Origin of the sequence: Devosia sp. CN2-171, assembly GCF_049354815.1 — a bacterium.
In the GTDB taxonomy this organism is placed as follows: domain Bacteria; phylum Pseudomonadota; class Alphaproteobacteria; order Rhizobiales; family Devosiaceae; genus Devosia_A.
This window is the reverse complement of sequence record NZ_CP186479.1, coordinates 1642931-1666098: the sequence shown is the minus strand read 5'-3', so window position 1 is coordinate 1666098 and position 23168 is coordinate 1642931. Positions and strand designations below refer to the sequence as shown.

The following is a 23168-nucleotide window of genomic DNA, read 5'->3' as shown; positions in this document are numbered from 1 at the left end:
ACCCGCCATGGCACGACTGCCATGGCTCCCGATGTCCACTCACCGTTCGTTCGTCGCGACCGCCGCCCGTGACTGGACCAGCGCAGTTTACGATGGGGCGGATGGTGGGGGGATGAGATTTCTTCTCGTGCAGGTTACGGAGCTTCCAGAACGTCCTGCCCTCGGCGAGCTACCACCCGCCGCCGCCACCCCCACCACCGCCACCACCCGAACCACCACCACCGCCCCCACCGGAGAAGCCGGAGCCAGAGGAGCTCGATGGCTGCGCCGCGATCATCGCGGCGCTCATGCCTGATGCGACAGAGGACACAGCGTTGGAGATGCCGCCGCTGGAGTTCGACCAGTTGCTGCCGGAGTAGAAGCCGGGCGAGTAGCCGCCCCGCGCATCGGCGACCGCGTTGCGGGACAGCTCGCCCTCGAAGTGCTGCGACCACGGCTTTTCGACGCCGAGCGCTATGGCATAGGGCAGGATGCGCTCGAAGCGCTCGACCGTCATCGGCGGCTCGCCGACGATGTTGAGCCGGTTCTTCTCGGCCGTGTCCATGTACATCTTGAAGCCGTCGAGCTCATCCATGACCTTGCGGCCCTGGATGGTCGGCGCGCGCATCAGGACGGCGAAGACGACATTGACGACAATGATCGAGGCGGCGCCGATCAGCGGCAGATCAAGCTGGATATCGCTGAGCAACGAGGCGGCCGCGCCGAACAGGTTGCTTCCAAAGATGACCGCCCAGACGCCGATGATGATCTTGGCAATGATCGGGGTGGACCAGAAACCGCGCAGGATTCCGGCAAGCACGCCGACGAAGATCGCGCCCACGGCGGCGAAGACCAGCGTTATCGGGTCAATGAGGTCGAACACCACCATGCCGAGCAGCAACAGTGCCGACAGGGCGAAGCCGGTGACGACGTAGCCGGTATTGTTCTTGTAGTAGACCTGCCGGTTCTCGCCCTCGATCGCCGCGACGAACTGGCCGCGCGTTTCGTTGAGCTTGGGACCGGTGCTGGTGTTGACTGTGACGCTGCGCTGCGAGTTGAAATAGTTGAACAGCACCCGCTCGGCGCCGCCCAGATCGTCCGGCGGTTCCTTGCCGGTAGCGGTGACGGTCAGCACCTTGCCGGGATTGTCGATCTTGACGAGGCCCTTGACCCCGAGATCGAAGATCGAGGCGGTGAAGGCGGTCCACCCGCCCTTGGCCCAGCCCATGCCGTCGACATATTCGGCGAGCGCCGGCGAGAAGCCCTTGGGCGGGTGGAAGAGCGGGATGATGGTGCCCTTCTTCGGGTCGCGACCGACTGAGACCCAGGCCCAGAGGTTGTAGAGCAGCACGATGGCTACGGCGATCACCGGCGCGACGACATCGCGGTGGTCGCTGATCCAGTTGAGGAGGCCGACAGTGCCGGTGGCCTCGACGAGGATGCCCTTCTGGAACGAGGCGGCGACGCTCATGCCCTCGCCGGAACTGAGCGGGCGGTTGGAGCGGAAGATGGCGGTGTTGTCCGACGTCCGGGTGATCGTCACGTTCTGCTCGGTCGAGCCGGTGGGGCCGACATAGCCGACCAGCCGGTCGATCTTGGCGCCGGGCGGCAGCTTGATCGAGGCAACCGCGGCATCGATGGGGAAATCCCAGTAGTTGCCGGTGGCGTTCCAGTAGAGCTCGTCGTGGTCGTCGAAGCTGCGCCCCATCCGGCTCATGGTGTAGCGGATGGTGTAGCGGTGGCGGCCGGTGTTGAGGAACACGTCGGCATCGCCGATACGGATGCGCTTGAAGCCAGCGGCGAGGTTTTCGATCGAGTAGGGCTCGGTGCGGCCGTCGCGCTGGACCGACGTGACGGTGAGGGTCGAGCGGAGGCGTGACTTGTCCGGATTGATGAGGATCAGCGGAATGTCGCGGAAGATGCCGCGCCGGATGTCATAGCCCTCGGCGTTGACCTCGATGGTCTCGATGACGTCGACCGAGCCGTCGGTATTGAGGGTGATGGCTGAGGCGAAGGAGGTGATGGCTTCGCGAGCGGCGGCGGGGAGGGTGATTAGGAGGAGCAACAGCGCCAGCACAACGCCAAGATGCTTTGCGATCGCCGATAGAGACGGCCCCCTCCCGGCCTCCCCCATGAAGGGGGAGGTGAAGAATCGAGGCTGTGGCTCGATGGTGCCAAGTGCACTGAAAGGCACCTCCCCCATAATGGGGGAGGATGGGAGGGGGCCGTCTGCTTGCATCTTTGGCACCCTGTCCCGAACGGCTAGAACTTCACCTGCGGCACGGCCCGGTCCGCCTCGTTTTCGAGCTCGAAATACTCGGCTTTCTCGAACTTGAAGGCGTTGGCGACGACGTTGGAGGGGAAGCTCTCGACGGCAGTATTCAGGTTGCGCACCGAGCCGTTGTAGTAGCGGCGGGCGAGCTGGATCTCGTCTTCGACGTTCTGCAGCGCGCTCTGGAACTCGAGGAACGTCGTGTTGGCCTTGAGGTCCGGATAGGCCTCGGCAATGGCGAGGAGCTTGCCCAGTGCCCCGGACAGTGCGCCTTCTAGGGCACTCCGCTCGGCGGGACCTGCATTGGCGCCGGCCGTGGCCGCGGCGCGGGCCTGGGTCACGGCTTCGAGCGTTTCGCGCTCGTGGCCCATGTAGCCTTTCACCGTTTCCAACAGGTTGGGGATCATATCGGTGCGGCGCTTGAGCTGCACGTCGATGCCCGACCAGCCCTCTTCCTTGAGCTGCCGTTTCGAGACGAGGTCGTTGTAGACGAAGATCGCGTAGCCGACGGCCGCGACGATGATGGCAAGAATGATCAGGCCGGTCATGGAGCCCTCCGCTGCGCTGGGATGCCGCGAGAGTGTCATTGCGGCCATGCGCCTTCAACTGAATTGCGCGGTTTGAACCAGTAATGAACGTGTTTCTGGAAGGGCTTCCAGCCGTTGGTTCAAGGCACAAATGAACCGAAAAGCAGTGAATAGTCCAGATTAACCGAAGTGAAGTTACACAGGGCCATCTTCGGTTTCGTCGATGCCGAGCAGCGGGTCGCGCTTATGCTTCTGCCGGCGCGTGTAGGCCTTGGGGTCGTCCTCGACTTTTGGCTGGAACTGGCTTGCCTGCAGGGACTTGGCCGCCAGGTTTCGCGGCGCCACCTGCTTGCGCGTCAGCTTGACGGTGATCTTTTCGTCCTTGGCCATGCAATCAGCGCTCGGCGAGCCGGGGCATGAGTTCGACGAAGTTGCAGGGCTTGTGCCGGTTGTCGAGTTGCGAGCGGAGGATTCCCTCCCACCCGTCGCGGCAGGCGCCGCGCGAACCAGGCAGGCAGAAGACGAACGTTTCGCCGATCAGCCCTCCCGTCGCCCGCGACTGCAGCGTCGAGGTGCCGACAGTGGTGGCGGAATACTGATGGAAGAGCACCGAGAACCCGTCGATCCGCTTCTGGAACAGCGGCTCGAGCGCTTCGGGCGTCACGTCGCGGCCGGTAAAGCCGGTGCCGCCGGTGGTAATGATCGCGTCGACCTCCGGATTCACCACCCACTCCATGACCTTGGCGCGGATCTTGTGGATGTCATCCCGCACCACGGCGCGCTCGAAGCAGCTGTGCCCGTCGGCTTCCATCATCGACTTGAGCAGTGCGCCGCCAGTATCGGTTTCGAGCGTACGCGTGTCGGAGACGGCGAGCACCGCGATCGATAGCGGGGTGAAGTCTCGCGACTGATCGAGCTCGCTCTTGAACATCTGTTACTCCGGCTTTGGCTTGTCCGATTTTTCGGAATCGCCGGGAGCATCGGGCTTGGGATGGTCGGGCGCAAGCACTACCGGCTCGATCGGGTCGGGCACGATGATCTCGGCCTCGCCGGTCGGCGCAGTCGTCGTGACTGGCCGCCCGGGCTTTTCGTCCGTGCGCGGATCGAGCGTCACGGTGCCCGGCGACACGCCCTTTTCGGCGCTCATCGCCCGGAAACGGACGCGGCCGGTGGCGTCGCGCACCGGGCGGACCTTCATGCGCATGAACGCTGTGACCGCCAGCGCGCCGTGGAAGGTTGCCGTGACGATGAACAGGCCGACCGGCGCGATGGTGTTCATCACCCAGCTGGCGACAATCGGGCCAATGGCGAGGCCGATGCCGAGGATCAGCAGCATGCCGCCGGCGACACGGCCGAACTCGCCCTCCTTGGCGAAGTCGTTGGCGTGGGCCACAGCCACGGCATAGAGCGGATAGGCGCCTAGGCCGTAGAAGCCGAACAGGATGAACATCAGCGTGCCGCTGCCGGGATTGATCAGCACCGTCAGCAGCCCAATCAGCGCGGCAAAGCCGCTGAGGCCGACGATCACGATGCGCCGGTCGATCCGGTCGCTCAGCCGTCCGAACGGGGTCTGGGCAATGGCGCCGACAATGGCCGTGACCGAGAACAGATAGGCGATGGTCGAGGGATCGAGCTTCTGGGCGAAGCCGTAGACCGGCGCCAGCGTGCCGAACGTGCCATTGGCCATGCCGCAGGCGAAGGCCGCGATGACGGCAAGCGGCGAGGTCTTGTAGAGCAGCACCACATCGAGACGCGCCGACGAGATCGGCCGCGGCTGCGGCGTCGAGGTCAAGGCCGAGGGCAGCAGGGCGCAGATGAAGGCGATGGCGCCCACGACAAACGGGATGTGGCCGAAGGTGCCGGTGACCGCCATGGCCAGCTGGCCGACGGTCGAAGCGGCCATGTTGATGGTCGAGTAGACCGAAAAGATGGTGCCGCGGCTCTTGTTGTCCGCCACCTCGTTGAGCCAGCTCTCGACGATCATCGCGGCGCCGGCAAAGCAGAAGCCGGAGAAGGCGCGGAGCACGATCCAGCCGATATCCTGGACCCAGAGCAGGTTGAGCAGGATCGTGACCGTGCCGATCGCCGCCATGATCGAATAGGCGCGGATATGGCCGACGCGTTTGACCAGCAGCGGCACGGTGATCGAGCCGGCGACGAACCCGACCGACCAGCCGGTGCCGATAAGGCCCAGCGCCGTCAGCGAAAACCCTTCCTCGGCGCCGCGCACCGAGAGCAGCAGGCCCTGCAGCCCGCCTCCGAACATCAGGAGAGCCGAGCCGATGAACAGGGCGTAGATCTTGAAGGCGGAGGACATGGCGCTTTCTGCGTTGGTGAGCCCGAGGCGCTTGCCTACGAAGTCGGACCAAATTCAGGCAGCACAATCAAGCACCAAGAATATTCTTGGGTGGATAGTCTTAAGTAGGGGTCAAGAAGGGCGAGGCTTGGCCGCCGACACCGAACGTCCTCTTCGACGTCCCGCGCGAGGCATCCGACCCGCGGCAGCGCCATGTCCGCCACTCAGGGTGGGCACATGCGGACGCCGTGTTCTCCAACGAGAACACTCTCCAGGCAGTCCTGTAGGTCCTGGCGGCAGTCCTAGAAAGAGGGCGCCCGCAGGCGCCCCAATTCACGATCAGAATCCGAACTTGCCGTTCTGGTTCTTCCATTCGCTCTGCGGGGGAATGGTCTCGAGCGTGTCCCAGTGTTCGGCGATCTTGCCATTCTCGACGCGAAACAGGTCGTAGAAGGATGTCGGCTTGCCGCCGAAGCTGCCCTCGCTGACCACCAATACGAAGTTTCCGTCGCCCAGCACCTTGTGGACTGTGTCGTACTTCATGGTGATGCCGGCCTTGGCCAGGGCCTCGAGCGCGGAGCCCAGGCCGGAGAGGCCGTTGGCGATCTGCGGGTTGTGCTGGATGTAATTGTCGCCGTCGAAGTAGCCGGCGAGCTTGTCTAGCTTGCCGTTGACGAGGATGTCGTCGACGAACTGCGCAACCAGGGCCTTGTTTGCTTCTGTTTTGTCGACGTCGGAGGCAGTGCTCACGCCGTCGATCATGGTGTTGCCGCTCGGATTGGCCGAGGCTGGCGTCTCCTGCAGGTTGTCCCAATGCTCGACGATCTTGCCGTTCTCGAAGCGGAAGATGTCGAACCCGATCTTGGGTCCGAAGAAATCGTAGGCGGTATGGGAGAAGACGTAGTCACCATCCTCGAACACGCGGACGGTATTGACCTTCGCGGAGTTCGGCGGAAGGGCGGCTAGCAGGGCGCCAAAGCCGGCGAGCCCGTCGGCGGCCCCCAGATTGTGCTGCGTGTAGTGGTCGGGATCGATGACGGCCACCGGTTCTCCGGCGCCGGTCTCGATGGCCTTGAGGAGGTCAACGACCTGCTGTTCCTGAGTGCTCATCGGTTGCTCCTGTGCGAATGAGGCGGTGATCGGCAGGACTGCTGCTGAAGCGAGCAAAGCTGCCAGGGCGACTGCGGGGAGAGTTCCGTTTGTCATGTGTGTATCCACGTTGGTCACATAGATACGTATCTAATATGGATACACATTCTTGTAAAGCGGCATCCGTTCCGCAGGTACGCTCGGTGGATCAGGCTACCTTGTTGCGCTCGGCGATGTCGGCGGCGAGGTCTGCAATGGTGGTTTTGCCGAGCTGCGCCTGAAGCGCCCGTTCCGCCTCTACCATGCGACCCCTCAGGACCACGTCGATGTTGCGGCCAACCGGACACTTTGGGTTGGGCGCCTCATGCAGGGCAAAGACCTGCTGCTCCTCATCAATCGCCCTGTACACGTCCAGCAAGCTGATCTCGCTCGCCTCGTGAGCAAGCAAAGCACCCCCGCCGGCGCCAAGTTGCGACCTGGTCAGGCCTGCCTTTGCAAGTTGCGTCAGGAGACGACGAATAAAGGTCGGATTGGTGTTCACGCTCGCAGCTATGAGTTCAGACGTCGCTGGCTCCCCGGCCTGGTAAGCTAGGAAGGTCAGAATATGCGTAGCAACTGCGAAACGGGTGTTCATCGGCCAAATCCAAAAGTGTGCTCAAGATAGGAACACACAGGGCGCCTGGCAACAGCTTAGGAATGTGGCGACGAGCGAAAAGTCCGCTATGGGCCCGAAGCGGCAATCAGCAATGGTCCGCTTCCCGGCTTCCCGGCTTCCCGGCTTCCCGGCAGCCCGGTTAGCCGCGAGCAGCACCCGAGCGGTGCGGTCGAGCAACTGCCCGGCCCGGCCGACGAAGGTCTTGCCCTGCAGTTCCTCCTGCTCCCGGGGACCTTCGCCAAGAGTATGATCTCGGCTTCCTATGCGCCAACGCGCAATGCATCAACGATCACCGAAAAGGCGGGCGAGTTCTGCCGGCGGCTGGGGTAGTAGAGGTAGTACCCGGCGAACATCGGAGACCAATCGTCGAGGGCCTGGACCAACCGTCCCGATGCAAGCTCCCGCTCAACCAGATTCTCGGGCAGGTACGCGATGCCATAGCCCGCTACCGCCGCGTCGATCTGCGCGTAGGACGTGTTGAAGATGAACTGGCCATCGACCCGGACTCGAAGTTCGCGTCCGCCCTTGGCGAACTCCCAGACGTAGAGGCCACCCGATCTGATCTGCCGCTGATTGATGCAGTTATGGCCGACCAGTTCCCCCGGATGCACCGGAGCCGGATGAGCGGCGAAATACTGAGGCGAAGCGACTGCGACGAGGCGCCAGTCAGGACCAATGCGGACGGCGATCATGTCCTTGTCGACGCTCTCACCCAGTCGCACTCCCGCATCGAACCGGTCCTCGACGATGTTTCGAAAGCCATTGTCGCTGTTGAGTTCGACTTTGATGTCGGGGTAGTCGCGCATCACGGGTCGCAGCTTCGGCCACACCACGCTTTCGAGGGCATGATCGGACAAGGTGATCCTGATCGTTCCGGACGGCTTGTCCCGGATTTCCATCAGCGCATCGATGTCGGTTTCAAGGTCTTCTATTCGGGGGGCCAACGCGCGGAAGAGCCGATCGCCTGCTTCGGTCGGCGCGACACTGCGGGTGGTCCGGGTCAACAGGCGCAGACCAAGTCGAGCTTCGAGCTGCTTGATGGTGTGGCTCAACGTCGGTTGCGACGTGCCGAGCCTGGCAGCCGCCTTGGTGAAGCTGCGCTCCTCGGCCACCGCCAAGAACCAGAGCATCTCTGTCAAATCCTTACGATCCATCCGGCACCTCCTCTGTCATCTATATCAGAAGCCGATAGGTCCAAGAGAATTACCGTGGCTAATCGCGGCAGTCCTGCGGGCTTATGTTCCGCGCCATGGCAACCAGCGAACCTAGTCGGCACGGTCGCGAAACGATGACGCCCCACGCCCTGTGGGAGCGGGCGTTGGTCGGCGGACTTGATGCCCAGCTGGACTGGCTGGCGATTTCCGCAGTGGCGGCGATAGCCACCCCGGTAAGCCACCAACGGCGGAGTATCAGAATGGACGCACGGCCAAAGGCGGCTGTAACAGGCCCACCGAACACGACGTCCTGGAGCGCGGTGATCTGCATGTCGCTGCTCACCTTCGTGTTGATTGCGTCGGAGTTCCTGCCGGTCAGCCTTCTGACGCCCATTGCGACGGACTTGGCGATCACTGAAGGGCAAGCCGGGCAGGCGATTGCTGTCTCCGGCTTCTTCGCCGTGATCACCAGCCTCTTCGGCAACTCGCTGCTGTCCCGGCTCGACCGCCGGACAGTCGTGCTCCTCTACACCGGCGTACTCTTCCTCTCAGGCCTGGCCGTAACGTTCGCGCCAAACTACCTGGTCTTCATGATCGGTCGCGCCCTCGTGGGCGTGTCGATTGGCGGCTTCTGGTCCTTGTCCACCGCGATACTCGCCCGGCTGGCAACAGCAGCGGACCTGCCGAAGGCCCTCGCGATGCTGCAAGGTGGCACCGCCTTTGCAGCGGTCATCGCCGCGCCCCTCGGCAGCTTCCTTGGCGGCCTTGTTGGCTGGCGAGGCGCATTCTTCATCGTAGTCCCCATCGGCCTCGTCGGGTTCATCTGGCAACTGGTCGTGCTTCCCTCGATGGCGCCCGGGCGGCATGTCTCGGTGGGAGGCATGGTGGGCCTTATGCGGACCCCGATTGTCGCCGTTGGGATGGCCGCAACGGCGCTTGCCTTCATGGGGCAGTTCTCCCTCTCGACGTACCTCCGCCCATTCCTCGAGGCGGTAACCGGTCTCGGGGTGAACGTGCTCTCACTGGTATTGCTTGGCCTCGGGCTTGGCGGCCTCGCGGGAACGATAGGCTCGGGGTTCCTGCTCAGATCTCACCTCAAGGCGGCGCTCATCGTCCTGCCGTGTGTTCTAGCCGTACTCTCGGTACTCCTGATCTTGCTAGGTCACCATGCCGCAGCGACGGCGGCGCTGCTCATCCTGTGGGGTCTCTTTTCGACCCCCATTCCCGTAGCGTGGGGCACGTGGATGACGCGGGTCATTCCGCGCGACCTTGAAGCAGGCGGCGGTCTGCAAGTCGCCTTGGTCCAAGTTGCCATCACCCTTGGGGCCTTCTCCGGCGGTCTGCTGTTTGACGTGGCGGGTTGGTGGAGCTCGTTCGCCCTCGCAGCCGTGCTCCTGACAGCCGCAACGCTCCTCGCAGCCAGCGCCGCCTCTCATCTCCAGTCAAACACCAGAGTATCGACATGATCGAAGACAAAGTCATTATCGTCACCGGCGCATCGTCCGGCATCGGCGAGGCAACCGCGCGACTGCTTGCCCGCCAAGGTGCAAACATCGTCCTGGGAGCGCGGCGTGATGACAAGCTCAAGCAGATCGCGGTCGAGATCGAAACCAATGGAGGCCGTGCCATCTACCGGCAACTCGACGTGACCAGCCAGGCGGACAACGACGCCATCGTCAAGCTGGCCAAGGATACGTTTGGCCGCATCGACGCGATCTTCCTGAACGCCGGGCTCATGCCCAACTCCCCATTGTCCGCCATGCGGACGCACGAGTGGCATCAGATGGTCGATGTCAACATCAAGGGTGTCCTCAACGGCGTGGCAGCTGTGCTTCCGGCCTTCACCGAGCAGAAGTCCGGTCATGTGATCGCCAACTCATCGGTGGCCGGGCTGAAGGCGTATCCCGGCGGCGCGGTTTATGGGGGCACAAAGTGGTTCGTGAAGGACTTCATGGAAGTGCTGCGCATGGAAGCCGCTCAGGAAGGCACGAACATCCGCGCCACCACCATCTACCCTGCCGCGATCAACACGGAGCTGCTCGGCACCATCTCCCACGCCGGGATGGCGGACGCGATGCAGAAGACCTACGACAAGTACGGCATCGCCCCCGAGCGGATTGCAAACGTCGTTGCCTTCGCCATCGACCAGCCGGAAGACACGACCATCAACGAATTCACTGTCGGTCCGGCCAACCAGCCATGGTGAAGAGCATGAAGGGCGAACCTGCTGCCCCAGCCATCTCGCGCCGGTCACTGGTCGCTGGGCTGCTTGTCGCGCCGCTCCTGCCATCGGTAGGTTCCGGCCAGGAGGATCAACAGGGAGCTACGCCCATGAAGGTGCACATTGCATTCGGCGACGAGAGCTTCACTGTTGCCCTTGAGGACCACGCTTCTGCCCGCGAGTTCGCCAGCCGGCTGCCCCTCGACCTCACGATCTCGGACTATGCCGACAACGAGAAGATCGCCTACCTGCCGAACAAGCTGACCGAGCTGACGCGCGGCCCGTTCCCGAACGCCCTGCCGGGCGATCTCTGCTACTACGTGCCGTGGGGCAATCTCGCCTTCTTTCATGGCAGCTACGAAAGCACGCGGGATTTGGTACGCCTCGGCAGACTTGATGGGGACGTAACGCCGCTGCTGACCCGCGGAGAGTTCTCACTCCGGATCGAGCTCGCGTCATAACTCTCGGCTTTGGGCCGGAAGCAGTCGTTCCCAGAGTTTGGTTCGCGCCAGTGCTGCTTACCTGGCGGCGGTGCGATCCCGCGCTGCTCTCAACTCCCGCCCTCGATTGCCTGCTTGAGGCTGAGCATGTCGCGCCAGGCGAGGGCTTTGCTCGCCGGGGTGCGGAGGAGGTAGGCCGGGTGCAGGGTTGCCAGCGCGCGGGTGGCGTGGCTGTTGATCGTCAGGTCGCGCCACTGGCCGCGCATCCGGGTGATACCGTTCTGGGTCTGGAACAGGGACTTGGTCGGCACGTTGCCGAGCGTCACGAGGAACTTCGGCGCGACCAGTTCGATCTGGCGCAGGAGGAACGGCGTGCAGAGGGCCATTTCCTCGGGCGAGGGATCGCGATTGCCGGGCGGACGCCAAGGTACCATGTTGGCGATGTAGACCTTGGTGCGGTCGAGCCCGATCGAGGCCAGCATGCGGTCGAGCAACTGCCCGGCCCGGCCAACAAAGGGTTTGCCCTGCAGGTCCTCCTGCTCGCCGGGGCCTTCGCCCACCAGCATGATCTCGGCTTCCGGATTGCCATCGGCGAAGACCAGTTGGGTCGCACGCTTCTTGAGCGTGCAGCCCTCATAGGCGTCCATTGCCGCGCGCAGCGCTTCGAGGGTGGGAGCGGCGGCCGCGAGCGCGGTGGTCTCGGAGGGATCGGACGTCAGCGACAGGGCAACCGGCGCTGCCGCCTGTGCCGGGGCTGAGCCGGACACAGGTGAGGCCGATGGAGGAGCAGCAGCGGGACGGGCGCGTGATGGTGCAACCGACGCGGCGAAACGATCGACCGGTTCTTCGCCCACGGCGAAATCGACACCCACGGCCCGATACCAGTCGAGGGCCGCGCGGGCTTCGGCGTCATTTAGCGGTCGATTTCCGGACATCGGTTCTGTTATGTCACAGCCCGCCCTAGCCCGCCACTGCGATTGGACTTCGACCTTGGCCGACGCCGGAAACCGCGAGATTCTCGAGACCGACGTATTGATCGTCGGGGCCGGTCCTGCGGGCCTGAGCGCGGCCATCCGGCTGAAGCAGGTGGCGCCCGATCTCGCTGTGACAGTGGTGGAAAAGTCGGCCGAACTCGGCGGCCACATCATCTCGGGCGCGGTGATGAATCCGGTCGGGCTCGATGCGCTGCTGCCGGGCTGGCGCGACATGGGTGCGCCGGTGGGCCCGGATGTGACGCGCGATACCTTCCACTTCCTCACGGGCAGCAACGACATTCCATTGCCCAGCCTGATGATCCCGCCGCAGATGAAGACGCCGGGTGCGGTGATCGTCAGCCTCGGCGACCTGGTGAAGTGGCTCGGCGAGCAGGCCCAGGCGCTGGGCGTCGATATCTTCCCGATGACGGCGGCGGTCGACGTGCTGACCGGCGCAGGCGGGCGGGTCGAGGGCATCATCACCGGCGATCTTGGCGTCGGCGCCGATGGTCAGCCGAAGTCGATCTATGCTGCGGGTATCGCACTCAAGGCCAAGTACACCCTGATCGGCGAAGGCGCGCGCGGATCGCTGGCCAAGGCGCTGATCCAGCAGTTTGGGCTCGATGACGGGCACGATCCGCAGCTCTATGGGCTCGGTATCAAGGAAGTCTGGGAGATTGAACCGGAGCGGCACGAGGCCGGACGGGTCGACCACTATCTCGGCTATCCGCTCGACGACGCGACCTCGGGTGGCGGCTTCGCCTACCACGCCGCAGGCAACAAGCTCTATCTCGGGCTCGTCGTGCACTTGGGCTATGCGAACCCCACACTTTCGCCTTTCGGTGAGTTCCAGCGCTTCAAGCAGCATCCGTCGATCGCCAAGCTGCTGGAGGGTGGCCGGCGCATCAGCTACGGGGCGCGGGCGTTGACCTCGGGCGGGCTGCAGTCGATTCCCGACCTGGCTTTCCCCGGCGGGGCGCTGATCGGTTGCGCCGCCGGGTTCATGAACGTGCCGGCGCTGAAGGCTATCCACAATGCAATCCGCTCGGGCATGGCGACGGCCGAGCAGGTCGCTGTCGCGATCGGCGCGGGCAGGGCGCACGACAGGCTCGAGGGGCTCAACGAGGCCGTGCTGACGACGGGCATCGGCGCCGAACTGAAGCCGGTCCGGAACGTGAAGCCGTTCTGGTCGCGGTTCGGCACGCTGGTCGGCGTGCTGTTCGGCGGCTTCGACATGTGGTGTGAGGCGCTGTTCCGGTTCTCGCCCTTCGGCACCTTGCGGCATGGCAAGGCCGACTTCGAGAAGCTGACCCCCCTCACCGAGGTTGAGCAGAAGCAGTATGACCGGCCGGACGGCAAGACGACGTTCGATCGCGCTGCATCGGTTCACCTCGCCAGTCTCAGCCACGACGAGGACCAGCCGACCCACCTGCGGCTGGCGGACCCCGCCGTGCCGGTGCGCGAGAACCTGGCGCGCTATGGCGAACCGGCGCCGCTCTATTGCCCAGCGGGGGTCTACGAGATGGCGGAGGAGGGCGGCGAGCCGGTGTTCCGCATTCACGCCGCCAACTGCGTGCACTGCAAGACCTGTGATATCAAGGATCCGGCGCAGAACATCACCTGGGTGCCGCCCGAGGGTGGCTCGGGTCCGAACTACTCTGGAATGTGAGCGCAAACTCACGCCATTGTGCCTGCCTCTTGCGGCGCAGTCCCAAAATCGACCATGTTTCCGCGGTTAGTCGCTGCTGACCTGTCCTCTCGGAGTTATCGAGCCTCGTGACCCACAAAGCCCGCCTTGTGTCCGGTGCCCTGCTTGCCGTCCTGCTCGCCACGACCGCTGTTACGGCGCTCGAATCCGGCAGCGCGATGCCATTGATGAACGACAGCGTCACCGGCAGCTACCTGGCGGGACGCCAGGCGCTCGCCGATCTCAGGACATCGGATGCAGCGCGCTACTTCCGCGCCGCGGCACTGGCCGATTGGGACAATGTGATCGTCGTCGACCGCAGCTTCATCGCCGAAGCCGCTGACGGCAACATTCCCGATGCCGCGCGCGTCGCCAAGCACCTGCTCGAACTAAGCGCTCCGAACGACCTGGCGAGCCTCGTCATTGGCGCCGAAGCCGTGAAGGAGCGCCGCTACCGCGCAGCGGCCCAGGAACTCGAATCCGTTGGTGGCGATACCTTTGCCGGGATCACCGGCGGCATTCTGCGCGCCTGGGCGCTGATCGGCGACGGCAAGCGCGACGAGGCCGACAAGGTGCTGGACGAGCTGGGGCAGGGCGGGCTCGAGGACTTTCTCGTCTTCCATCGTGCCGTGATGGCCGACGTCGAAGGCCGCACGGCGGATGCGCTGGTCCTTGCCAAGCAGGCCTACGAGTCCGATCCGCAGGTGGCGCGGATCGTCGAGGCCTATGCCCGCATGCTCGGCAATGCCGGCCGCTTCGACGAAGCCGAGAAGGTGATCGCCGATTTCGAGGCGCAGGGCCTGAGCCATCCGCTGGTTGATGCCGTGAAGGCCAAGATCGATCTGAAGCAGCGCCCCGGCGTGTTCGCCGCCGACGTACAGGCCGGCGCCGCCGAAATGTTCCATTCGGTCGGCGTGGCGCTCGCCCGCGAGGGCAGCCCGGATATCTCCGCCGCCTTCCTGCAGCTCGGCATGTATCTTGATCCGCGCGCGGACGTGATCGACCTCGTCTATGGCCAGTTGCTCGATGGGGCCAAGCAGCACGAAGCCGCCAACGCGATCTACGACAAGATTTCCGCCGACTCGCCGATGAAGCCGATGGCCGTGGTGCGGATCGCGGAGAATCTCGATGACCTCGGCGATCGCGACGAGGCGCTGCGGCGGCTCGGCAATATCGTGCAGCAGAACCCGAAGGACCTCGAGGCGCTCTCGGTGCTGGGCGACATGCAGCGTGCCGGAGAGAAATACGCCGAGGCGGCCGACACCTATTCCAAGGCCCTGGCCGTGGCCGGCGGCGACGCGCCGGGCGACTGGCGCTTCTACTATGTCCGCGGCATCTCGTATGAGCGGAACAAGGAATGGGCCAAGGCCGAGCCGGATTTCAAGCGCGCGCTCGAACTCAACCCGAACCAGCCGCAGGTGCTGAACTATCTCGGCTACAGCTGGGTGGACCAGGGCATCAACCTGATGCCTGCCCTCGACATGATCCAGAAGGCCGTCGCCGCCTCGCCCAACGACGGCTACATCATCGACAGCCTGGGCTGGGCCTTCTACCGCCTTGGCCGCTTCGAGGAAGCCGTGCAACAGCTCGAACTCGCGGTGCAGCTGCGCTCGACCGATCCAGAGATCAATGACCATCTCGGCGATGCCTATTGGCGCGCCGGCCGCCAGCTCGAGGCGAAGTTCCAGTGGAACATTGCCGCGTCGGTGGATGAGGAAGGCAATGTGAAGGCCCGGGTGGCCAAGAAACTGGCCGAAGGGCTCGATGCCGTGGAAGCCGCGCCCGACGCCGGGCCGGTCGCCGAAGGCGAAGCCGCGACTCCCGCCACCAACTAATGGCGGACGCTGACGCCGCCGTCTTGTCCGAGGCGGCCCCCGCCAAGGTCAACCTGGCCCTGCACGTTACCGGACGACGTGCCGATGGCTATCACGAGCTCGAAAGCCTCGTGGTCTTCGTCGACGTGGCCGACGAGATCACGGTGCGGCCGGCCAAGGTCGACCGGCTCAAGGTCGGCGGACCTTTTGCGGCGGCGACGGGTAACTCCGAGTCCAATCTCGTCATGCGCGCGGTCCGTGCCTTTCGAGACCGCTGGCCGGATCGGCTGCCCGATGGTCTCGATATCGGGCTGACCAAGAACCTGCCGGTTGCCGCTGGCATTGGCGGCGGCTCGGCCGATGCGGCGGCCATGCTGCGCCTCCTGGCGCGGACCGGCGATGGCGATTTCCCTGTCGCCGAGCTGCAGAAGATCGCCCTGGCATTAGGCGCCGACGTGCCGATGTGCCTGTTGTCGCGGCCCTCGGAGGTGCGCGGGGTCGGGGAGATCATTCACACCCTGCGCGGCTTCCCGCCGACGCACCTGGTGCTGGTCAATCCGCTCGTACCGGTGGCGACGGCGGATGTCTTCCGGCGGTTGGAAAGTCGCACGAACCCGCCGATGCCGGCCCTGCCGCAGCCGCTGACGCGGCCCGCTCAGCTTGGCCTGTGGCTGGCCGAGACGCGCAACGACCTGGAGCCGGCCGCCGTGGCGCTTGTGCCGGCGATCGGGGAGCTGTTGCGAGAAATGCGGGTGCTGGATGGCTGTGCGCTCGCCCGCATGTCGGGCTCGGGCGGCACGGTATTCGGCCTCTTTGGCTCGGCCGCCCAGGCGCACCAGGCGGCGCACGAAATGCGGGCGCGCTATCCGGACTACTGGGTGGCTGCGGCTCCGGCTATCGGCTGATCCAACCGCCGGTCAGCCGCCGAGCCCGACCCAGACCGGCAGCGACGCCGAGGCAGGGGCATCGCGCATGAACAGGGTGCAGCGCAGGTGCCCTTCGACGATGAAGTTGCCGCCCACTCCGACAGCGATGGGCGCGGCATCGGTGGTGGGCGGTGTTCCCCGGGGCACCCTGTCGGCCGCTACGCGCGGGTCGGTGGGATTGTACGTTCCCCCAGGACCGGTGTTGCGCGGCCAGATCATATAGTCGCGGAATCGAAGCGGCACGTCACAGCGCGGCGTGTTGAAGAACTTGTCGACGAAGGCTTCAGCGAGTTGCGCCTTGCTCCAGGTGCTGAGCAGGAACGATCGATGCTGGTCCAGCAGCGGCATGGAGCCGGCGTGCGACACTGAAACGGCATCGGCGAGAACCTGATGGTGCAGCGTCGGCAGGTTCTCGAACGCCACCTCGTCGAGCGCCAGTCTGACGACGTCGGCCAGGGGAGCATGATCCTCATACATCTTCCCGATCCGGGACGAGACGATCTCTGAATAAGCCCAGCGCGCCTTGACCTCTAGGTTCGACGCGATACGACCCGGAACGAGCGGCAATCCATTCCCTGCAGCAAAGACGACCCAATGAGTCAACTTTGCCGCAAAATAGTCACGAAGGCAATCGGCGAACGCCGGCTCAGTAGGCCCGGCTGGCCGTGAACTCGGCGACGCCGGCGAGGATGGTCTTCATCTCGCTGGCGGGGAGCGGCTTCAGCGCGTCGATGGCGCGGCCGACATGGGCGTCGGCGCGGGCGATAGTGCGGTTCAGCGTGTCGTAGCGATCAAAGATCGTGCGCACCTGGCGAACCTGCTCGGCGCCGGTATCGGCCTTGCCCAGCACGCTGACGATGATCTCGCGCTCGGCGGCGGTTGCCTGCTTGAGGGCGAGGATCACAGGCAGGGTCATCTTTCCTTCGCGTAGGTCGTCGCCGGTATTCTTGCCCAGCGTTCCGGTCTCGCCGCGATAGTCGAGCACATCGTCGACCAGCTGGAAGGCGAAGCCGAGTTCGCGCCCATAGTCCCTGAGCGCGCGGCGGCCAGCCTCGTTTGCACCGCCGGCCATGGCGCCGACCTCGGTCGCCGCTTCGAACAGCGTCGCGGTCTTGGCGCCGATCACTTCGTCATAGTCGTTGGCGGTCGCCGAGAGGTCGCGCGCCTTGGCGAGCTGCAGCACTTCGCCTTCGGCGATGATCGTCGCGGCCTTGGAGATGACCTTGAGCGCATCGATGTTGCCGGTGTCGACCATCATCATGAATGCCTGGCCGAGCAGGAAATCGCCGACCAGGACGCTCGCCTGGTTGCCCCATTTCATCCGCGCTGCGGCGCGCCCGCGGCGCATATTGCTCTCGTCGACGACATCGTCGTGGAGCAGGGTAGCATTGTGCATGAACTCGACTGCGGCGGCGAAGTTGACCTCGCTGCCATTGGCCCGGCCGAACAGTCGCGATGCGGCGATCGTCAGCATGGGCCGCAGCCGCTTGCCGCCGGAATCGATCAGGTAGCGCGCTACTTCCGGCACGAGCTCGACATGCGAGTCGGCCTTGGCGAGGATCATGGCATTGACGAGGTCCATGCCCGGGCGCGTCGCTTCGACTAGTCGGTCGAGTGCGCCGGCGGTGCTGATCGCCTCGTTTGCCGCTGCCGCCGAAAGAGCCATAAAATCCTCGGTTTGCGGTCCGTCTGCGCGGCCTTATAGTCGGACGCAAGCGAACGGTCGCGATGGTGCGATGTCCCTAGACGAACCAACCGATCTTGTAAAACAACAAACGCTGACGCGCGACGCCTTTTTGGGCGGCCGCCTCACCGTGACGCAGCCCGAACGCGGCTTTCGCGCCGGGCTCGACTCCGTGCTGCTCGGTAGCGCGGTGGCGGAAGGCGCGCGGACGCTGCTCGATCTCGGCGCTGGCGTGGGCACGGCGGCGCTGGTGGCGCTGGCCGATATTCCGGCGCTCACCGCCACTTTGGTCGAGGCTGATCCGGCCATGCTGGCCCTCGCTGGCCTAAACGCCCGGGCAAACGGAATGGGCGATCGCGCCAAGCTGATCGGCCTCGACCTCACGGCGTCGGGACGGGTGCGCGCCGCCGCGGGACTGCCCTCGGATCACTTTACGTCGATCATCGCCAACCCGCCCTTTTTCGATCCCGCGCGCGGTTCGGCGCCATCGCCGGCTCGCGCCGACGCACGGCATATGGACGAGACGACGCTCGACACCTGGGTGAAGACCGCCGCGACTCATGCAGCACCGGATGGCGAGGTGATCTTCGTTCACACCGCCGAGGCGCTGCCGCCGCTGCTCGTCGCCTTCACGCAGCGCTTCGGCGCCGTGACCGCGCTGCCGTTGCTGCCGCGAGAGGGACAGCCGGCCAGTCGCATATTGGTGCGCGGCATCAAGGGCTCGCGCGCCCCGTTCCGGCTGCTGGCGTCGCGGCCCTTGCACGAAGCCGATGGCCGGGCATTCCGGCCCGAGTTCGATGCGATCTTCCGTGGGACGGCCCGCCTCATCTGGTAAATATCCGCCTCGTCACATACATGTGCCCGACCATTTCTGAAGTACGAGGCAAGCGATGGGCCTGCGTTCCTGGCTGAAGCGCAAGATGGGGCAGAGCGGGCCCACCATCCCGGTGGTACGCCTGCACGGCGTCATCGCGGCGGACCAGCGTCCGGGCCGGCTGAACATCGAAATGGCGGCCCCGCTGCTGAAACGGGCCTTTGCCATCAAGACTGCCCCGGTGGTCGCCATCATCATCAATTCGCCCGGCGGCTCGGCGGTACAATCCCGCCTCATCTCCAAGCGCATCCGCGATCTTGCCGACGAGCACGGCAAGAAGGTGCTGGTCTTCGTCGAGGATGCGGCCGCTTCGGGCGGCTATTTCATCGCGACGGCCGGTGACGAAATCATCGCCGATCCATCCTCCATCGTGGGCTCGATCGGTGTAATCTTTGCCGGGTTCGGTTTCGTCGAGACGCTGAACAAGCTCGGCGTCGATCGTCGGGTGCACACGTCCGGGCGTAACAAGTCGACGCTCGATCCGTTCCTGCCCGAAAAGCCGGAGGATGTGGAGCGCATCAAGGCCATGGAGTCCGACATCCACCAGGTGTTCATCGACTGGGTGAAGGCGCGGCGCGGCGACCGGCTGAAGGCTCCGGACGATACGCTGTTCACCGGCGAGTTCTGGAGCGGCCTTCGTGGGCTCGACCTCGGGCTTATCGATGGGCTGGGCGACATCCACGAAGTGCTGCGCACCCGCTATGGCGACAAGCTCGACCTCCTCGCGATCGCGCCCAGGCGCGGATTGTTCAGCTTGCCGCGTCTCGGCATTACGGCATTCGCAGGCGATGTGGCGGCGCAGATGGAAGACCGCATCGCCTGGTCACGACTGGGGCTATAGCCGATGACTGCCGTAATCATCCGCATTCTGATCTTCGTTGCGGTCTTCCTCGCCATCGCCTGGGGCGTGCGCAAGATCTGGCGCGACTGGAAGGGCGAGTTCAAGGCGGTGGACAAAGCCCGCCACGAACGCGACCTGCGCGAGCGGGCGCAGCCTGGGGTGGTGACGCTCAAGCGCGACAAGGACGGTAAGTTCAGGCCGCCTGAGGACCAGGCTTAATTTCCCCACGACAGCCGCTCGCCCGCCGCGCTAGCGTCAGGTGCGAACCGGGAGCGGTATCATGAGCAATGGCCTCTTGCGCGAACGGCGGGCCGGTCGGCACGCCGAGGTTACCTCGGTCGAACTGTTCTTCGACCTTGTCTTCGTCATCGCCGTCACGCAGGTATCGCACAGCCTGCTCGAGCATCTCACCTGGGTGGGTGCCCTGCAGTCGGCGATGCTGCTGCTCACCATCTGGTGGGCCTGGATCGATACGGCCTGGATCACCAACTGGCTCGATCCGCAAAAGCCGCTGGTGCGCCTGCTCCTCTTCACCCTGATGGGCATCGGGCTCGTTATCTCGAGTTCGCTACCCGAGGCGTTCGGTGAGCGTGGCCTCGCGTTTGCCATGGCCTTCGTCGTGTTCCAGCTCGGCCGTACCGCCTTCATGTTGTGGGCGGTGCGAGACGACGAATCGCTGACCCGCAACTTCGTCCGCATCGCCATCTGGTACGGCGCTTCGGCTGTGTTCTGGCTCGCCGGCGGCTTCGCCGAGGGCGAGTTGCGCCTTTACCTGTGGCTGGTTGCCGTCGTCCTCGACGCGAGCTCGGCGATTGCCAACTTCTGGGTGCCGGGCCTTGGCCGCTCCGACACACACGAGTGGACCATCGACGGCGGACTGATGGCCGACCGCAACGGCCTCTTCATCCTGATCGCGCTCGGCGAGTCCATCCTCGTCACCGGTACCGCCTTCACGCAGCTCGAGTGGAACTGGCCGTTGATCATCGCCATGACGGTGTCGTTGCTCCAGTCGATCGCCATGTGGTGGATCTATTTCGGCCAGCACGCCCGTGCTGCGGAGGCGGCCATCGCCCGCCACGACGACCCTGGTGGCCTCGCTCGCTTCGCCTATACCTACGTGCCCATCCTCCTGGTCGCCGGCATCGTCGTCTCGGCCGTCGGCGATGAGATCGTGCTGTCTCACCCCGAGGGACATATCGAGACGGCGGTGCAGTTAGTGCTGATTGGCGGCCCGGCGCTGTTTCTGGTCGGTGCGGTGTTATTCAAGCGTGCGGTGTTCCACTACTGGTCGATACCGCGTCTCTGCGGGCTTGTCGCGACCCTCGCGCTCTATCCGTTCGCATCCGGCATGACACCGCTGCTGCTATCGGCTGCCACGACTGCCATCATGGTCGCCTTGGCCACCTGGGAGGTTGTCGACATTGCACGCCACCCCGAGCGCTTCCCCGCCATGCACGAGCAGGCCGAGTGAATGGCCACGATTGACCCGATGCGCACGCCCCACTAGGTTCCGCGCAAATTCCAAGCCGGACATTTGTCGATGACCTCTCTGCCTGCCCATATGGACCCCCGGAACTCGTTCCAGGGGCTTATCCTGACGCTGCAGCGCTATTGGGCCGAGCAGGGTTGCGTGATCCTGCAGCCATACGACATGCAGATGGGTGCCGGCACGTTCCACACCGCGACGACGCTGCGCGCGCTCGGGCCGAAGCCGTGGAAGGCCGCCTATGTGCAGCCCTCGCGCCGGCCCAAGGATGGGCGCTATGGCGAGAACCCGAACCGGCTGCAGCACTACTACCAGTTCCAGGTGATCCTGAAGCCGTCGCCCGACAACATCCAGGACCTCTACCTGCGCTCGCTCGACGAAATCGGGCTCGATCGCAAGCTGCATGACATCCGCTTCGTCGAGGACGACTGGGAGAGCCCGACGCTGGGCGCCTGGGGCCTCGGCTGGGAGTGCTGGTGCGACGGCATGGAAGTCAGCCAGTTCACCTATTTCCAGCAGGTCGCCGGCTTCGAGACCATGCCGGTGCCGGGCGAGATCACCTATGGTCTCGAGCGCCTCGCCATGTATGTGCAGGGCGTCGAGAATGTCTACGACCTGAATTTCAACGGTGGCACCGGCGAGGACAAGGTCACCTATGGCGACGTGTTTCTGCAGAACGAGCAGGAATTCTCGAAGTACAACTTCGAAGCCGCCGATACCGAGATGCTGTTCCGGCATTTCGAGGATGCCGAGAAGGAATGCCGCGCAATCCTGCAGAAGGGCGCAGTCGGCAACCGCCAGACCATGGCGGTCCCGGCCTACGAGCAGGTCGTAAAGGCCTCGCACAACTTCAACCTGCTCGACGCGCGCGGCGTGATCTCCGTGCAGGAGCGCCAGAGCTACATCCTGCGCATCCGCGAACTGGCGAAGGAATGCGGCGCCGCCTGGTTGCAGACGGCAGGCGGCGGGGCCGAGTAAGGCCGGCCCGCCTCAGGCGGCGGGCCTTAGGAACCGTTCGTCAGGCCCCGGAAGCAGCGGGAATGGCGCGCTGCTCGACGTAATGCCCGTAGAGCGTCGTCAAAATGCTGACGCCCACCAGCATCTTGATCCAGCCGGTCGCGAGCGTCCAAAGCAGGGCCAGGAAGCCGCCGATCGGGCCGGCCAGCATCAGTATCATCGCCGGGATGTCGATGACGAAGGCCGCAACGGCCGAGATGATGCCGAGGATGATGATTGCTGTATTTGCGCCGTTCGTCGCGGCCCAGGCTTGACCAAGCGTTAGCGGCTTGCCGACAGCGGATGCCGGCAGGATTGGGCCGAGCCGGTAGCCGATGATCAGCGCCAGAGCGACGCCGACGACACCGGTGATGATGCCGCCCACGATGCCCAGAAGCGGCACCGTGATGATGCCGACGATGGCGGTGACGAGGAACATGATCACGAAGGCGATGACGCCCACGAGTAGCGAATAGCCTGCATAAGAGAGCAGGCGCGAGCTGTTGAATTCGGGGAACTGGCCTGCCGGCACTTCATCGAGCAGCACGTAGCGATGCCAGGCAACCGCTATCCAGACGAAGGCGACGATCGCGAGAACGAGCGTGAGGAGGCCGGCGGGAGCCGCCGAGAGCGCCGCCGCCGCCGACGCGCCGTCCACGGTGGTCGGCGGCGGGAACAGCAGGCCCAGCAGAAGGCTAGGGATGGCGTAGATGAGGTAGAGCAGGCCCGTGATCTTCAGCGCCGTGCGCCAGTCGTTGAGCACAAGCCGCACGGAGTGCAGAAAAATATCGACGCCCACGAAAAGCTCCCAAAGTGTTCGTGACGACCCAAGGTGGGCCCGAGGCTAGCCCAGGCACGGGAGTCGCGGAAGCTTGGCCGGCAAAATACTGTGTATGTAGAGGGGGCGCCGGCCGCCTCAGCTGCAGGTAACGTCCCGCCCGGCAGGGCCGGTAAGCTTGAATACAGTCCGTCCGGTATCGTCGGTGCCGAAAACGCCGCGAAGTTCCATGTCTCTCAACGGACCGGAGAGCGGATTGATGTCGCTGCCGGCCGAGGCGACTTGCCCGCTCGCACTGTTGCCGGTCGCATCCTTGAACGAATAATCGCCGGCAACAAACAGCGTCAGCTCACCCAACGAAACGCCACCCGCATCGACGCAGGCATAAACCCCCGGCGGCGGAAACTGCGCCAGCGCAGAGGTGGCGAGGAGGATCAAGGCGGTGGCCAGGGCGTAGGGGCGCATAGGGCGATCT

The 23168-nt window shown here is 64.7% G+C and carries 24 protein-coding genes; 11 read left to right on the top strand and 13 right to left on the bottom strand.

Annotated elements, in window-relative coordinates; translation table 11 throughout:
• Window positions 1–169: 169 nt before the first annotated feature.
• The 8 genes from ACOYW5_RS08285 to ACOYW5_RS08250 all read right to left on the bottom strand — a co-directional run bounded on the left by ACOYW5_RS08285 (window position 170) and on the right by ACOYW5_RS08250 (window position 7972).
• The gene (locus ACOYW5_RS08285) at window positions 170–2044 is read right to left on the bottom strand and encodes a DUF2207 domain-containing protein (RefSeq protein ID WP_423068775.1); all 1875 of its coding nucleotides are present in this window, start codon (window positions 2042–2044) and stop codon (window positions 170–172) included.
• 197 nt (window positions 2045–2241) lie between these two features.
• Window positions 2242–2799, bottom strand: coding sequence for a LemA family protein (locus tag ACOYW5_RS08280; protein WP_423068774.1), 558 nt, complete (start codon window positions 2797–2799; stop codon window positions 2242–2244).
• Window positions 2800–2973: 174 nt separating this feature from the next.
• Window positions 2974–3168: a DUF7230 family protein gene (locus ACOYW5_RS08275; RefSeq protein WP_423068773.1), complete on the bottom strand. Its 195-nt coding sequence runs from the start codon at window positions 3166–3168 to the stop codon at window positions 2974–2976.
• 4 nt (window positions 3169–3172) lie between these two features.
• The gene (gene moaB, locus ACOYW5_RS08270) at window positions 3173–3709 is read right to left on the bottom strand and encodes a molybdenum cofactor biosynthesis protein B (protein ID WP_423068772.1); all 537 of its coding nucleotides are present in this window, start codon (window positions 3707–3709) and stop codon (window positions 3173–3175) included.
• 3 nt (window positions 3710–3712) lie between these two features.
• On the bottom strand, window positions 3713–5095 hold the full coding sequence (locus tag ACOYW5_RS08265) for an MFS transporter (RefSeq protein WP_423068771.1): 1383 nt from the start codon (window positions 5093–5095) through the stop codon (window positions 3713–3715).
• 318 nt (window positions 5096–5413) lie between these two features.
• Window positions 5414–6184: a nuclear transport factor 2 family protein gene (locus ACOYW5_RS08260; RefSeq protein WP_423068770.1), complete on the bottom strand. Its 771-nt coding sequence runs from the start codon at window positions 6182–6184 to the stop codon at window positions 5414–5416.
• A 187-nt stretch (window positions 6185–6371) separates the two neighbouring features.
• Window positions 6372–6797 carry an Rrf2 family transcriptional regulator gene (locus ACOYW5_RS08255; RefSeq protein ID WP_423068769.1) on the bottom strand — a complete coding sequence of 142 codons (426 nt, stop codon included), beginning with the start codon at window positions 6795–6797 and terminating at the stop codon, window positions 6372–6374.
• Window positions 6798–7078: 281 nt separating this feature from the next.
• On the bottom strand, window positions 7079–7972 hold the full coding sequence (locus tag ACOYW5_RS08250; protein ID WP_423068768.1) for a LysR family transcriptional regulator: 894 nt from the start codon (window positions 7970–7972) through the stop codon (window positions 7079–7081).
• A 260-nt stretch (window positions 7973–8232) separates the two neighbouring features.
• On the opposite strand from ACOYW5_RS08250, the gene ACOYW5_RS08245 reads away from it, so the two are divergent.
• The 3 genes from ACOYW5_RS08245 to ACOYW5_RS08235 all read left to right on the top strand — a co-directional run bounded on the left by ACOYW5_RS08245 (window position 8233) and on the right by ACOYW5_RS08235 (window position 10654).
• Window positions 8233–9438, top strand: a complete 1206-nt coding sequence (locus ACOYW5_RS08245; protein WP_423068767.1) for an MFS transporter — start codon at window positions 8233–8235, stop codon at window positions 9436–9438.
• A complete protein-coding gene (locus tag ACOYW5_RS08240) occupies window positions 9435–10178 on the top strand; it encodes an SDR family oxidoreductase (protein ID WP_423068766.1) in 744 nt (247 codons plus the stop codon). Before ACOYW5_RS08245 ends, ACOYW5_RS08240 begins: the two co-directional genes overlap by 4 nt.
• A gap of 125 nt (window positions 10179–10303) precedes the next feature.
• The gene (locus ACOYW5_RS08235; protein ID WP_423068765.1) at window positions 10304–10654 is read left to right on the top strand and encodes a cyclophilin-like fold protein; all 351 of its coding nucleotides are present in this window, start codon (window positions 10304–10306) and stop codon (window positions 10652–10654) included.
• An 89-nt stretch (window positions 10655–10743) separates the two neighbouring features.
• On the opposite strand, the gene ACOYW5_RS08230 is transcribed toward ACOYW5_RS08235, so the two are convergent.
• Window positions 10744–11568 carry a uracil-DNA glycosylase gene (locus tag ACOYW5_RS08230; RefSeq protein WP_423068764.1) on the bottom strand — a complete coding sequence of 275 codons (825 nt, stop codon included), beginning with the start codon at window positions 11566–11568 and terminating at the stop codon, window positions 10744–10746.
• A gap of 55 nt (window positions 11569–11623) precedes the next feature.
• Here ACOYW5_RS08230 and ACOYW5_RS08225 point away from each other — a divergent pair, with 55 nt between their 5' ends.
• The 3 genes from ACOYW5_RS08225 (at window position 11624) to ACOYW5_RS08215 (ending at window position 16013) form a co-directional block, all read left to right on the top strand.
• The gene (locus tag ACOYW5_RS08225) at window positions 11624–13276 is read left to right on the top strand and encodes a 4Fe-4S dicluster domain-containing protein (RefSeq protein ID WP_423068763.1); all 1653 of its coding nucleotides are present in this window, start codon (window positions 11624–11626) and stop codon (window positions 13274–13276) included.
• Window positions 13277–13383: 107 nt separating this feature from the next.
• Complete coding sequence (locus ACOYW5_RS08220) at window positions 13384–15129, top strand: tetratricopeptide repeat protein (protein ID WP_423068762.1); 1746 nt, start codon at window positions 13384–13386, stop codon at window positions 15127–15129.
• On the top strand, window positions 15129–16013 hold the full coding sequence (locus tag ACOYW5_RS08215; RefSeq protein WP_423068761.1) for a 4-(cytidine 5'-diphospho)-2-C-methyl-D-erythritol kinase: 885 nt from the start codon (window positions 15129–15131) through the stop codon (window positions 16011–16013). Before ACOYW5_RS08220 ends, ACOYW5_RS08215 begins: the two co-directional genes overlap by 1 nt.
• 12 nt (window positions 16014–16025) lie before the next feature.
• Here ACOYW5_RS08215 and ACOYW5_RS08210 read toward each other — a convergent pair whose 3' ends face one another.
• The gene (locus ACOYW5_RS08210) at window positions 16026–16601 is read right to left on the bottom strand and encodes a hypothetical protein (RefSeq protein WP_423068760.1); all 576 of its coding nucleotides are present in this window, start codon (window positions 16599–16601) and stop codon (window positions 16026–16028) included.
• 79 nt (window positions 16602–16680) lie between these two features.
• Complete coding sequence (locus ACOYW5_RS08205; protein WP_423068759.1) at window positions 16681–17700, bottom strand: polyprenyl synthetase family protein; 1020 nt, start codon at window positions 17698–17700, stop codon at window positions 16681–16683.
• 70 nt (window positions 17701–17770) lie between these two features.
• On the opposite strand from ACOYW5_RS08205, the gene ACOYW5_RS08200 reads away from it, so the two are divergent.
• The 5 genes from ACOYW5_RS08200 to ACOYW5_RS08180 all read left to right on the top strand — a co-directional run bounded on the left by ACOYW5_RS08200 (window position 17771) and on the right by ACOYW5_RS08180 (window position 21897).
• The gene (locus ACOYW5_RS08200) at window positions 17771–18553 is read left to right on the top strand and encodes a tRNA1(Val) (adenine(37)-N6)-methyltransferase (protein ID WP_423068758.1); all 783 of its coding nucleotides are present in this window, start codon (window positions 17771–17773) and stop codon (window positions 18551–18553) included.
• A gap of 55 nt (window positions 18554–18608) precedes the next feature.
• Window positions 18609–19433, top strand: a complete 825-nt coding sequence (locus tag ACOYW5_RS08195) for a S49 family peptidase (RefSeq protein WP_423068757.1) — start codon at window positions 18609–18611, stop codon at window positions 19431–19433.
• A 3-nt stretch (window positions 19434–19436) separates the two neighbouring features.
• Window positions 19437–19652, top strand: coding sequence for a hypothetical protein (locus ACOYW5_RS08190; RefSeq protein ID WP_423068756.1), 216 nt, complete (start codon window positions 19437–19439; stop codon window positions 19650–19652).
• A 61-nt stretch (window positions 19653–19713) separates the two neighbouring features.
• Window positions 19714–20904, top strand: a complete 1191-nt coding sequence (locus tag ACOYW5_RS08185; protein WP_423068755.1) for a low temperature requirement protein A — start codon at window positions 19714–19716, stop codon at window positions 20902–20904.
• 69 nt (window positions 20905–20973) lie between these two features.
• Window positions 20974–21897: a glycine--tRNA ligase subunit alpha gene (locus ACOYW5_RS08180; RefSeq protein WP_423068754.1), complete on the top strand. Its 924-nt coding sequence runs from the start codon at window positions 20974–20976 to the stop codon at window positions 21895–21897.
• A 40-nt stretch (window positions 21898–21937) separates the two neighbouring features.
• On the opposite strand, the gene ACOYW5_RS08175 is transcribed toward ACOYW5_RS08180, so the two are convergent.
• Window positions 21938–22714: a hypothetical protein gene (locus tag ACOYW5_RS08175; RefSeq protein WP_423068753.1), complete on the bottom strand. Its 777-nt coding sequence runs from the start codon at window positions 22712–22714 to the stop codon at window positions 21938–21940.
• 117 nt (window positions 22715–22831) lie between these two features.
• The gene (locus tag ACOYW5_RS08170; RefSeq protein WP_423068752.1) at window positions 22832–23158 is read right to left on the bottom strand and encodes a hypothetical protein; all 327 of its coding nucleotides are present in this window, start codon (window positions 23156–23158) and stop codon (window positions 22832–22834) included.
• Between the last annotated feature and the right edge of the window lie 10 nt (window positions 23159–23168).